Source organism: Frankia sp. KB5 (assembly GCF_002099325.1).
Taxonomy (GTDB): domain Bacteria; phylum Actinomycetota; class Actinomycetes; order Frankiales; family Frankiaceae; genus Frankia; species Frankia casuarinae.
This window is the reverse complement of sequence record NZ_MRUJ01000148.1, coordinates 1-12,018: the sequence shown is the minus strand read 5'-3', so window position 1 is coordinate 12,018 and position 12,018 is coordinate 1. Positions and strand designations below refer to the sequence as shown.

The following is a 12,018-nucleotide window of genomic DNA, read 5'->3' as shown; positions in this document are numbered from 1 at the left end:
GCCGCGGCCCACGACGTCGGACCGGCGAGGGGACGGTGGGTGAGCGTCGGGGCGCCAGTGGTCATAATTGGATCATAATGCGGTTTCGGGTCGGATCCCGCTTATGCCRCCCTTCCCGGCACATCTGAGCCGGGTGTCTGGTGGTGGAGGACCTCGGTGYGGCGGCCGTCGCCCTCCGCCCGGAGGATGTGGACGCCGGCACCGAGGTCGTTTCCCGGGGCTGGYCGGTGTTCCCGGACTGGCCGGTGGTCCGGGGGCCGGTCTCAGCGGGCCGCGCGGATGGATTCCCGCAGGGAGGACAGGGTCGCCGCGAGGGCGGTCGGTTCGTAGCCGCAGTGTGCCATGCAGTTCGCGCAGCGTGGGTCGCGGCCTCGTCCGTAGGCCTCCCAGTCGGTGGTGTCAAGGAGTTCCTGGTAGGTCTTGGCGTAGCCGTCGCCCATCAGATAGCACGGCTTCTGCCAGCCGTACAGGGAGTAGGACGGAATGCCCCAGGCCGTGCACGGGAAGTCGATCTTGCCTTCGAGGAAGTCCAGGAACAGGGGGGAGTGGCTGATCCGCCAGTTCTTGCGGCGGCCGTCGGCGAACGCCTTGCGGAACAGTTCCTGGGTTTCCTTGACCCCGAGGAAGCTGTCCTGGTCGGGGGCTTTCTCGTAGGCGTAGGCGGGGGAGAGCATCATCCCGTCGACGTTGAGGTCGTTGTTGAGGAAGTCCAACACCTCGATCACGGTCTGAGGGGTGTCGGTGTTGAAGAACGTGGTGTTCGTGGTGACGCGGAAGCCGCGGCGCTGCGCCTCTTTGATGTTGTCCACGGCCTGGGCGAACACGCCCGGCTTGGCCACGGACTTGTCATGGCGTTCCTCGAGGCCGTCGATGTGTACCGCGAAGGACAGGTACGGTGACGGACGCAGCTTGTCGATCTTGCGTGGGATCAGGAGGGCGTTCGTGCACAGGTAGATGAACTTCTTACGTTTCACCAGGCCTGCCACGATGTCCTCGATCTGCGGGTGCATCAGCGGTTCGCCGCCTGCCAGGCACACCACGGGGGCGCCGCACTCGTCGACGGCGGCGAGCGCCTGCTCGACGGGCATGCGCTGTTTCAGCACGTCCGCGGGATGTTGGATCTTGCCGCAGCCCTCACAGGCGAGGTTACATGCGAACAGGGGTTCGAGTTCGAGGGTGATCGGGAACTTGTCCCGTCTGGCGAGTTTCTGTTTGAGGAGATAAGCGCCGATCCTGATTGCCTGGCGCCGCGGAATGGCCATTTTCACCCTCCTGGTGTTGGTCTTCGGTCGCCTGGTGGGTGGAGTCGCGATGCCGCACTGTTCCGGTCAGTGACTGTTCCGGTCAGTGTAGGTGTGTGGTGTTGAGCTGGTGGATTCGGCGTGGGTCGGAGTGGGTGTGGGGTGGAACTGAGGTGGGTGTCCGGTTTGGGCGGGTGGGGGGTGTCGGTGGGTTGGGGGTGATGGGGAGGGCGGTGGTAAGAGCGCGGATTGCGGCGGGGCGACGGCGCCGGAGGTGGCGTGTGGTGTGCCGGGCGGGACGGTCCGGCCGGCCTTCGGCGGGGTGGCCTTGTGGTGGTCTGGACTATCCTGCCGTCTGGCCCTGGGCCAACCACTGCACCCGCCGGATGCGGCAGATGTCTCACGCCATCCGGAGAACCATCCGGTAGGATACTCGGTGTGGTCCTGGGCGGCGGGGCCGTTCCCGGGCCATCCCCACGATGCGGAGGCTAGCGCGTGCCCCCCTCGGCGAACACGGGCTCGAAGCGCCCCCGGTCGCGGCGTGCTCGGGGATCCATCAATGCCCCGGGGATTCTGGCGGGCGTCTTCGAGTTTTGTCGGGACACGCCGGTAGATCAGTTGAGCATGCCCCGCCTGGCCGCGTATCTCGACGTCGGTGTCACCAGCATCTACTGGTATTTCAAGAGTAAGCGAGAACTCCTCGATGCCATGGCCGAGGAAGCACTCGTCTCTTTCTATGAGAGCATGCCTGCCCTCCGCGGTGACGCCTGGGAGGACGTGCTCCGCGAGTTCTTCAAAAATTTCTATGCGCTGCTCGCCGTCGACGACCTGAAATGCGACCTGATTGCACGTCGTATCGGTAGTCTGACCTACCAGGAGACCATCACCTCCTGGCCGCGGGCGGCGGAACTGCTGGCTGGGCTGCGGGATGCCGGATTCCCGTCGTCGCTGGCCTGGCACGCTTTCTTCACGCTCTCGACATACACCCGGGGCTTCCTGCTCACCGAGCGGCCGGCTGAGGATCCGGCCGCGGCGGTCCCCGCGGCGGCGCAGCCTTCCGGCGTCACCGTCCCGGAGGATTTCGAGTTCGGGATCACCAACATCATTCTGGGCCTGCGCACCCTGCTGCCCGAGGACGCGCGCGACCGCGACGTCGCCTAACGCTCCCGTCCGGCCCCGCAGGGCGCCTTCGATGCGGCGTGGGACCTTCGACGGCTGCCGGCCCGTGAGTCGGGGCTTCGGCCGGCTACGGCGATGATCTTCTTGATCGGCGCCCGTCTCCACCGCGACTCCCGCCGGTGCCACCGAACCAGTGATGAACCAGCAATGGACAGCAAAGGGGCAGAATCGAAGATGGTTGGTCACAGGCGGTAAGTGGAGGTCGGAGCTGGGACGCCGACGGCAGCCACGGTGTCGTCTTGATCGCCGAGAGTTACATGGATCGAATAAGTCGAAGTCGGACGGAGGAATCCGGCATGAAAGCAACATATGAGGCACCGACGCTCCGGGCCGAGGGCTCGTTCCGGCAGGTCACCGGTTTCTTCGGGGGCTGGGGCTGGGGCTGGGGCCACTGGGGCGGCTGGGGCCACTGGGGTGGCTGGGGTCGTTGGGGTGGCTGGGGTCGTTGGGGTGGCTGGGGTCGTTGGGGTGGCTGGTGATCCCGGCTCCCGACAATCCAGCAACCCGACCAGCAATCTGACGATCGGTCAACCCGACAATCGGGAAATCCGACAATGCGGGGAAACCGGGAAACCCGACAACGCGGGGTAACCCGACAATGCGGGGAAACCGGGCAACCCGACAAGTGGGCACCACGACATCCGCTGGCGGTGCTCCTCTCCGGGGCGACGGTGGTGACGAGCCGGCGAACGGTCGTTGCCACCCGCCGTCCGGGTCACGCCGAGGAGGAACACAGAGGAGGCACCTGCGGTGAGGATCGTCTGTGTGGGGGGCGGACCGGCAGGACTTTACTTCGCTATCTCGGCGAAACGCCGTGATGCCAGCCAGGAGATCATAGTCCTCGAACGCGACCCGCCCGGGGCGACCTACGGCTGGGGGGTCGTGTACTGGGATAACCTTCTGGACGTCCTTTTCCGCAACGACCCAGGCAGCGCTCGTGCCCTGCGGGCTGCGTCCACTCTCTGGCAGGAACAGCGGATCAGTCTGGGCGGATCGTCGGCGGCATATCTCACCGGCTACGGCTTCAGCCTGCAGCGGGCCGCGCTGCTCGAAATCCTCGCCCGGCGGGCTACCGATCTCGGCGTCGAGGTGGAGTACCGGCACGAGGTGGACGACCTGCGCCCGTATGCCGACGCCGATCTCGTCGTGGCGTCCGACGGCGCGAACAGCCGGGTGCGCCAGCTGGCCCAGGACGATTTCGGTACCAAGGTCGAGATCGGCGGTAACCCGTACATCTGGCTCGGCACCGACAAGCGCTTCGACAGCTTCACCTTCGCCTTCGAACGGACCTCCGCGGGATGGATCTGGTTCCACGCCTATCCGTCCAGCGTCGGCGTCAGCACCTGCATCGTGGAATGCTCCCAGCGGACGTGGAAGGGACTCGGCCTTGATCTCCTGAGCGCTGAGGACGCGCCGCGGATGCTGGAAAAGATCTTCTCTGGTCCGTTGGACGGCCATCCGCTGATCAGCCAGTGCCGCGGCCGGGCGGCGCGGTGGCTGCGCTTCGCCGATGTCACCAATCGGAGCTGGTACCACGACAACGTCGTGTTGATCGGTGACGCCGCCCACACCACGCACTTCGCCTTCGGGTCGGGCACGGCGCTCGCGATCGTCGATGCGGTCGCGCTCGCGCAGAGCATGTACGACAGCGGCGGCGATCTGCCGGCCGCGCTGCGAGATTTCGACCGGCGGGGCCGGGCGGCCCTGGGTCCTCTGCAGGCGGCGGCGCGGACGAGCATGGCCTGGTTCGAACGGGTGGACCCATACCTCGATCAGGATCCGGTGTCGTTCGCCTACTCGATGGCGTCGCGCCAGGGCGAACAGCCGCCGTGGCGCTACCCGGTGCACCGTGTCAGCCAGCACCCGGCCGTGCGCAGGGCGCTGCGCGGACTGAACTCGAGTGCACGGTGGGGCTTGGCCCGTCGCCGGGGCGAACCCGTCGCCCGGAGAAGCGCGGAGGGTTAGTCAAGGTCGGCTGGGGCGTTCGCCGAGCGCCCCGCGGTGGTTGACGGCGCCCTCCACGGCAGATCATCTTCCGTGAGCTGCCGAAGATTTCCACCGGAAAGATCGAGAAGAACGTGCTGCGTGGCTGGGGCMGCGACCCGAACCTCTGCGACCGGTGAGATCCGCCRGGCCGGGCATGGTCCCGCGCGTCGGTGACGTCGTCGTTCCCGCACGCTGATCGGTTCCTCGTGTCGCCCGTTGGCAGGCCGTTCGGCATTTCCGCTTCATTCTGTATCTATGTGTAAACGTTCGACGACACGACGTCTCTAGGCCCGGGATGGGCGGCGCTGAGTGCGGTTCGACAGTCACTATGCGGGACATGCACCTCACGGACATCGCGGAACTGCCCTATGATCCATGCGAACACCTCACCGGACGGCTCACCCGGGTGTCCTCCGGTGACAATCGCCGCCCTGACGTCGGCCCGAGGATTGCCGGCCCGAGGATGATGTCGGATCTCACCGCGGCGCCGGTATGGATCCCGTGAGCGACAGGACGGATGGAACCGGTATGGCTGAAACTGGTATGTCCAATAGAGCCGGTAGGGCGGGCGTGTCGGACATTGTGGACGCTGCCGATGTAACGGATGTCGCCGATGCGACGGATGCGGTCCGGGAGAACCGCCCGATCGGTCCCCACCGCCGCAGGGTGCTGCGGGGCGCCGGGCTGCTCGGCTTCGGCGGTGGTATCGCGATCGGGGGAGGCCTCGGGGGAGTCATGGCCCTCGACGGCGGTGTCGCCGTTGCCGCGGAACGTCCCCAGGAGGACCAGTCGGGCGGGACGGACCGCGTCGCCGCGGTCCGTCGTGAGGCGCTGGCCGGGGTGGTGGGCGACGGCCGTCACCAGCCCGGAATCGCCGACCGCCCTCCCGCGCAGCTCGTCTTCACCGCCTACGACCTGACGACGTCCGGCCCGGCCGCGGTCCGCACATCCCTCGCCGCGGTGCTGCGCACCTGGACGGCCGCCGCCGCGGTGCTGATGCGAGGCGAGCCGCTCGACGGCGCTGAGCGGGACACCCAGGGACTCGGACCGGCGGGGCTGACGATCACCATCGGGCTCGGCGCGTCCGCGCTGCGCCGCGCCGGTCTCGACGCGCAGATACCCGCGGAGTTCGCGGACATTCCCGCGATGCCCGGTGACCAGCTCGATCTGGCGCGCAGTGGCGGGGATCTCGGCGTGCAGGTCTGCGCCGAGGATCCGATGGTCGCGGTCTCGGCTTCCCGGCAGATGCGTCGTCTCGCCGCTCAGGATGCCAGGCCCCRCTGGATCCAGCGGGGATTCCTTCGTTCCGCGGCGGCCGCGTTCAACCCCGGGTCCACCCCACGCAACCTGATGGGGCAGATCGACGGCACGGACAACCCGGGACCGGGCACGCCGCGGTTCGACCGGGCGGTGTGGGTGTCCAGCGGGCCGGAATGGATGCGGGACGGGTCCTACCTGGTCTGCCGGCGTATCCGCATGCTGCTCGATGCCTGGGCGCGGCTGGACGAGACGGCTCAGAGCGCGGTCATCGGCCGCCGTAAGTCCGACGGTACCGCGCTCTCGGCACCGCCGGTGGGGCAGGGCGGCGCTGAGACCATCCAGCCGGACTTCACTGCCCGCGCCGCCGACGGCAGTCTCGCGATCGCCGGCAACGCCCATGTCCGGCTGTCCCACCCGTCGTTCCACGGTGGGATCGCCATGCTTCGTCGCGGCTACTCCTATGACGACGGCCTGGACTCAGCCGGCGAGCCGGACGCCGGCCTGTTCTTCGCGGCCTACCAGGCCGACCCGCGTACGGCGTTCGTCGCGGTGCAGCGGACCCTCGCGGCCGGCGACGCATTGAACACCTTCATCCGGCACACCTCCAGTGCCCTGTTCGCCGTCCCGCCCGCGGCGCCCGCGGGCGGCTTTCTCGCGCAGGGGCTCTTCGGCGCCGGCTGAACGATGCCGGCTGAACGATGCCGGCTGAGCGGCGCTGAGTGCGCCCTGCGTGCGGGTGGCTCCGGCTGACGGAAACGCCAGCCGGAGCCACCCGCGGGAGATACCCGTTCGGGAATACCTGGCGGATGCCCGAGCGGGTACGGCCCAACCATGGGCCGTACCCGCGCACTGGGCACGGCTGCCGGCAGGAATCAGGAACAGGATGATCATAGAGCAGGCTGATGCCCGTCAGCAGGCTGACTCCGCCAGGGCCAGGGAAGTCCTCCCGCGATGTTTACAAATATTTCGGTGGTTCGCCACCGTGTATTTGCAATATTCGACAGGCGACGGGCCTACTTTCAGCGGTATGCCTGTGAGTCCTCCCAGCGAAGTGGTGGCGTCGGGTGTTCCGGCCGGTATGGCCGAGGACATGACAATCGCCGAGCAGTACGAATGGCTCCAGACCTTTCTCCGGCGGCGGCCGGTCAGCCGACGCGGGATTCTGCTCGGCGGTCTGGCTGGTGCCGGCGCGGCGAGCCTGTTCGGCACGCCGTTCGGCCGGGCCGCCTACGCCGCCACGAACGACAGTCCCCTGCTCGTGGGCGGCAGGCACACCGCCTTCGGCGCCGATCCGTCCCGGCAGCTTCGGCTGGCGGCGCAGTTGTCGCGTAACCCGGGCCGCGGCAAGGTTCTGGTCGATATCGGGCCGGGACGCGGTCTCGGCGGCACGGTCGAGGCGGAGATCCGACCGCTGCTGTCCCAGGTCCCCCAGGCCGACGGCTCGATTCTCGCCGTCGAACAGTACTACGTGCACGCGGCGTTCGACAATCTGACGCCGGGCCGGGAATACTACTACCGTTTCCGGATTCCCGGTGGGGAAGCCACCCCCGTGCAGGCGGTCCGCACCGGACACCGGAAGGGACGCCATGGCGGCCCGTTCCGGTTCACGATGATGGGCGACCACGGTTCGAACACCACCCCGCCGGGCGATCCGAAAGGTGTGTTCGATGACAATTACTACAAGGCCGACAACGCCCCGATGGTCGCCCACGCGTCGGCTGTCACCGCGGCCATCGCCCGCCAGGACCCGGTGTTCCACCTGCTCGCCGGGGACATCAGCTACGCGGACCCATCGGGTCAGGGAAGGCCGCCCAAGCGGACGGCCGCCGGCGTATCTCCTACCGGTTTCGACAATTATGACCCGACCGTCTGGGACGTCTACCTGGCCGACATCGAGGTCAGCAGTGCCCGCACGCCGTGGATGTTCGCCACCGGCAACCATGACATGGAGGCGCTCTACTCCCCGCACGGCTACGGCGGCCACCTCGCCCGCCTGGACCTGCCAGGCGGGGGGCCTCAGGGCTGCCCGAGCGTGTACTCCTTCGTCCACGGCAACGTGGCCGTGCTCTCGCTGGACGCCAACGACCTCAGTTATGAGATCAAGGCGAACACCGGATATTCGAACGGTGCGCAGACGTCCTGGGTCGAGAGCACGCTGAAGGGCTACCGGAACGACCCGGATATCGATTTCATCGTCTGTTTCTTCCACCACTGCGCCTATTCGACGACCGCGCAGCACGCCAGCGACGGCGGCGTCCGCGGCGCCTGGGCGCCGTTGTTCGACTGTTACCAGGTCGACCTCGTGCTGCAGGGTCACAACCACCTGTACGAGCGCACCGACCCGATCCGCGCGAACGCACCGACCCGCGAGGCGCCCGACGGCTCGACGATCGAACCCGCGAAGGACGGCACCACCTACATCGTCGCGGGCAGCGCGGGACGGCCCCGCTACCAGTTCCAGACCGGTGAGCCGGAGTCCTACCGAGGAAAAATCGTACCGGGCTCGAACGTTGTGCCGAACAGCTATGTCTGGCAGGCCGACGGGACGAAGGCACCGGAGTCCATCAACTGGTCGCGGACCCGTTTCGACGACTACGCCTTCGTGGCTGCCGAGTCCGATCCGGGCCGGCCCGGCGGGTACTCCACCCTGACCATCCGGGGCCTGGACGAGCATGGTCAGGAGTTCGACCGGGTGGTCCTGCGCCGCGCCGTTGCGCACGGCCACTGAGCCGCATCCGCGCACGTGCGGCCCGCCGTCGAGGGACGAGCGGGCCGCACGGCCGGGGCAAAGTGGTCCGACGGGTGGTCCAACGGGTGGTCCAACGAGTGGCCCGATGGCGCCGTACCCGTACCCATTCTCGATGTGCGGTGTGGTCCGCGGCATGCCAGGCGCGTCCCGCGGAGTGAAACCGCACACCGGCTCGGAGGTGGCACCTCTCCACGCGGCCTCATCGAGGCCCGCGCGGACCACGAGGCTCCTGACCATCGGATCGTGATTTATGTCCCGGTCACGGGTCAAAAGTCCCCGGAATATGACATCTGAGCAACGGCGGCCATCGGTTCGATGCGCTCGCGTGCGGCACGATGGATCGTGGATCCGTGCGGCGAGCGCGAGAGGAACCGAATCGATGGAGCTGATGGAGATGGCGTCGGTGCGAGTCGACGGGCCGATCGCCGGCCAGGCGAGCCTGATCTCGACGTCTTTCGATCTGGCCTCCATCGGCTATCTGGCGGAGGAGTTCTTCGTGAGCGGAACCGCCGACTCCTATGCCGCGACGGGTCCGATCACCTCTGATGGCAGATGGGACGTGGTGGTCGCCGGTCAGGCGCCGTTTCGGACCCGTCTCATCGTCTACCGGCCTGCCGACCCGACCGCCTTCAACGGCACGGCCGTCGTGGAATGGTTGAACGTCTCTGCCGGAATGGACGCCGCCGCCGCATGGCTCACGACGCATCGGCATCTGCTCCGCGCCGGTTTCGCCTGGGTGGGGGTGTCGGCGCAACGCATCGGCATCGATGGGATCGACACCGCCGAAGGGGCCGGTGTCGAAGCGAGGGCCGTTGCGGACGGCGGTATTGCGGACGGCGGCGATGCGGGCGAAGATGGTGCCGGGGAGCAACGCGGCACCGGTTGGTGGCCGATCGTGCCGTCGCTTAAGAGCGCCGATCCCACCCGTTACGCGATTCTGTCCCATCCCGGTGACGCGTACAGCTTCGACATCTTCCGTCAGGCCGGGGAAACCGTGCGTCGCGGTCTCCTCGATCACCTTCGTCCGGCGCGGATGATCGCCGTGGGCGCATCCCAGGCGGCGTTCTTTCTGGTGACCTATGTAAACACCATCGCGGCGCGGGACGGTGACGGCGGTGACCGCGATAGGAGCCGTGCCGCCGGCGGTGGCCATGGCGGTTTCGACGGTTACCTGATCCAGGGCCGCCCGGGGACCACGGCGTCCCTCGACGGTCGGGGCGGCCCGACCCTGGCCGGGGATGTCCGGCTGCGCACGGACGTCGCGGTGCCCGTGATGGTCGTGCAGAGCGAGACCGACGTCGTCGGCGTGCTTGGCGCCGTGGGCGCCCGCCAACCCGATAGCGACCGGTTTCGGCTCTGGGAGATCGCCGGTGCGGCGCACGTCGACACCTACACGCTCAAGGCTGGTTTCCGGGACGACGGTGCGCTGCCTGCCGCGGAGCTGGTACGCCTTCTGGTGCCCAGCGCCGCCCCTTTCGGCGTCCCGTTCACCGCCGCGATCAACAGCGGACCGCAGCAGCACTATGTCGCCCAGGCCGCGATTGCCGCGCTGGACGACTGGATCCGTTATGGTGTCGCGCCCCCGTCCGCGCCCCACCTGCTAACCGCCGCGACGGATCCAGCGGTACTTCTCCGTGATGCGGACGGCATCGCCCGTGGTGGCGTGCGCACTCCCTGGGTCGACGTTCCCATCGCCGTCCTGTCCGGCCTGGGGCAGAACCCCACCGACGCCTCCGCCATCTTCGGCTCCACCCGGCCGCTGGATTCCGCCACACTCGCCGCCCGTTACCCCGCCGGCGCCGCGGACTATCGCGCCGCTTTTACCCGGGCCACCGACGACGCGATCGCGACCGGATTCCTGCTCGCCGAGGACCGTGAGGAGATCCTCGCCCTCGCGGCCGCCAGCTACCCAGGCAGGTAGCGGTAGCGCGGCTTTAGCAAAGTGGTAATGCGGCGGTAGCGTAGCGAGCGAGACAGCGGACATCGGCCGCCGGGCCCGGCTACCCCTGTTCCTGGCCGGCGAGCAGGTGTAGCGCGAGCCGGGGACAGGCATCCGCCGCCCGACGAGCATGCTCGATCAGCTCCGTGGAGACGGTGATTTTTCGGGTCGACTGTCCGGTCGTCCCGCGAGCCAGCGGATAACCCGCTGGATCGCGGGTCAGCAGCTCGGGTAGCAGCTCGACACACCAGCCGCGGCCGTCACACGCCGTCCAGTCGATCCACAGCCGGGCCGGGCCGGCTGCCGCGCCGGCGTTTGTGGTGTTCATGGCATCTGTGGTGTTCATGGCATCTGTCTCCCCTGTGGATTCTTCGTCGACGTTGCCTGGTCGGGATGGGTGTGGTCAGGATGCGCACGCCGAGCCGAGGCAGCGGCCCTCGGCGTGCGCCCGGATATCGTCGACGAACGTGCGCAGCGCACTGTGCACGAGGCGGGCCGCGCCGTCCGGGTGGTGGCACGCGCCGCGACCGGCGACCAGGGCGGCGAGGCGCAGCGCCCGGATGGCGGACTGTCCCGGATCGCCAGCCCCCTGCACCGGGCCGCCGGACCCGCCATCCGTTCGGGCCATCCCGGCCACGGCGTCCGCAAGCTGGGGCAGCCCGCTGACGCATGGCCCGCACTGGCCAGCGTTCTGCGCGGCCAGGTACCCGACGATGCGCGCGGTCTCGACGAGCCCACAGCCCCGGGCCGGGAGGACGGCGACCACTCCGGTGCCCGGTGCGGCACCCCACGGCGCCAGCGCCGCCCGGGACATCGCGATCGTCGCTCCCGGGCCGCCGGGCAGCCACGCACCGCTGTAACCGCCGACCCGGAAGGCCCCGACCTGCTCGGTGAAGCCGCCCGCGAGCTGCGCGAGAGTGCCGAGCGGGGTGCCGAACGGCACCTCGACGACACCGGGCGCGGCGACCGCTCCCGTCACGGTGGCCAGGAACGTGCCCGGTTCCTCGGCGGTCCCGACCGAGCGGAACCAGCTGGCTCCCCACCGGGCGATCAACGCGAGGTGCGCGAGTGTCTCGGCGTTCTGCACCAGGGTCGGACGGCCGTGGAAACCGGCCTCGGCGAGCGGTTGCCAGTGCGCGCGCGGCCGGGCCGCCCCTCCCTCCAGCGCTGCGATGACGGCCGATGCCTCCCCGGCGACGAAGGTCTCCGGCGCCTCCCGGATCTGGACGGTGAACCGGTCCCAGCCCGCGGCCCGCCGTTGGGCCAGCGCCCGCCGGACCGCCGTGACCGCCGGACCGGGTTTGAGATAGACGAAGGCGTCATCGGCCCCGACCGCCTCCGCGGCGAGCTGCAGGCCGTCGAGGACGAGGTGGGGCGCCACGGTGAGCAGGGTGACGTCCTTGGCGCTCTCGGGTTCCCCTTCGGCGGCGTTGGCGACGACCACGGGGTGCGCGCTGCTGCGGTACCGGTCGGCTCGGTGCCCGGCGTTCCGGTGCTGGCTGCCCCGGTGCGTGCTGCCCCGGTGCGCGCTGCCGGAGTGGCTGCCGTCGAGGCAGGTGCCCTCGGCGCTCGCGGCGAGTTTCCGCCAGGTGGGGAAGGCCGCGCCGCCCCGCCCGGTCAGCCCGGAGTCGTGGATCTCCGGAAGTAACCGCCCGGGTCCGCCG

Annotated in this window: 9 protein-coding genes; 6 read left to right on the top strand and 3 right to left on the bottom strand. The window is 68.9% G+C overall.

The window, feature by feature from the left end; genetic code table 11:
• Positions 1 to 263: 263 nt before the first annotated feature.
• Positions 264 to 1,262, bottom strand: a complete 999-nt coding sequence (gene hpnH / locus KBI5_RS15265; protein WP_011436992.1) for an adenosyl-hopene transferase HpnH — start codon at positions 1,260 to 1,262, stop codon at positions 264 to 266.
• A gap of 474 nt (positions 1,263 to 1,736) precedes the next feature.
• Between hpnH and KBI5_RS15260 the strand changes: the two genes are divergently transcribed.
• The 6 genes from KBI5_RS15260 (at position 1,737) to KBI5_RS15235 (ending at position 10,336) form a co-directional block, all read left to right on the top strand.
• On the top strand, positions 1,737 to 2,402 hold the full coding sequence (locus KBI5_RS15260; protein ID WP_011436991.1) for a TetR family transcriptional regulator: 666 nt from the start codon (positions 1,737 to 1,739) through the stop codon (positions 2,400 to 2,402).
• A gap of 314 nt (positions 2,403 to 2,716) precedes the next feature.
• Positions 2,717 to 2,899 (top strand): keywimysin-related RiPP, encoded by a 183-nt coding sequence (locus KBI5_RS15255; protein WP_023841952.1) that lies wholly within the window; start codon positions 2,717 to 2,719, stop codon positions 2,897 to 2,899.
• 271 nt (positions 2,900 to 3,170) lie between these two features.
• Positions 3,171 to 4,385 (top strand): FAD-dependent monooxygenase, encoded by a 1,215-nt coding sequence (locus tag KBI5_RS15250; RefSeq protein WP_011436989.1) that lies wholly within the window; start codon positions 3,171 to 3,173, stop codon positions 4,383 to 4,385.
• 591 nt (positions 4,386 to 4,976) lie between these two features.
• The gene (locus KBI5_RS15245) at positions 4,977 to 6,347 is read left to right on the top strand and encodes a Dyp-type peroxidase (protein WP_085015609.1); all 1,371 of its coding nucleotides are present in this window, start codon (positions 4,977 to 4,979) and stop codon (positions 6,345 to 6,347) included.
• A 346-nt stretch (positions 6,348 to 6,693) separates the two neighbouring features.
• Positions 6,694 to 8,394, top strand: a complete 1,701-nt coding sequence (locus KBI5_RS15240) for a metallophosphoesterase family protein (protein ID WP_035734298.1) — start codon at positions 6,694 to 6,696, stop codon at positions 8,392 to 8,394.
• Positions 8,395 to 8,794: 400 nt separating this feature from the next.
• Entirely contained in the window at positions 8,795 to 10,336 is a 1,542-nt protein-coding gene (locus KBI5_RS15235) for an alpha/beta hydrolase domain-containing protein (protein ID WP_011436986.1), read from the top strand.
• 79 nt (positions 10,337 to 10,415) lie between these two features.
• Here the strand turns inward: KBI5_RS15235 and KBI5_RS15230 are convergent, their stop codons facing one another.
• On the bottom strand, positions 10,416 to 10,700 hold the full coding sequence (locus KBI5_RS15230) for a ferredoxin (RefSeq protein ID WP_011436985.1): 285 nt from the start codon (positions 10,698 to 10,700) through the stop codon (positions 10,416 to 10,418).
• A 57-nt stretch (positions 10,701 to 10,757) separates the two neighbouring features.
• The coding region (locus KBI5_RS15225) for an NADH-ubiquinone oxidoreductase-F iron-sulfur binding region domain-containing protein (RefSeq protein ID WP_116289932.1) at positions 10,758 to 12,018 on the bottom strand (1,261 nt) is incomplete at its 5' end.

Coding starts and splice junctions, on each gene's coding strand:
- hpnH (WP_011436992.1), bottom strand. CDS start 1,262: ATGGCCATTCCGCGGCGCCAGGCAATCAGGATCGGCGCTTATCTCCTC.
- KBI5_RS15255 (WP_023841952.1), top strand. CDS start 2,717: ATGAAAGCAACATATGAGGCACCGACGCTCCGGGCCGAGGGCTCGTTC.
- KBI5_RS15240 (WP_035734298.1), top strand. CDS start 6,694: ATGCCTGTGAGTCCTCCCAGCGAAGTGGTGGCGTCGGGTGTTCCGGCC.
- KBI5_RS15235 (WP_011436986.1), top strand. CDS start 8,795: ATGGAGCTGATGGAGATGGCGTCGGTGCGAGTCGACGGGCCGATCGCC.
- KBI5_RS15230 (WP_011436985.1), bottom strand. CDS start 10,700: ATGAACACCACAGATGCCATGAACACCACAAACGCCGGCGCGGCAGCC.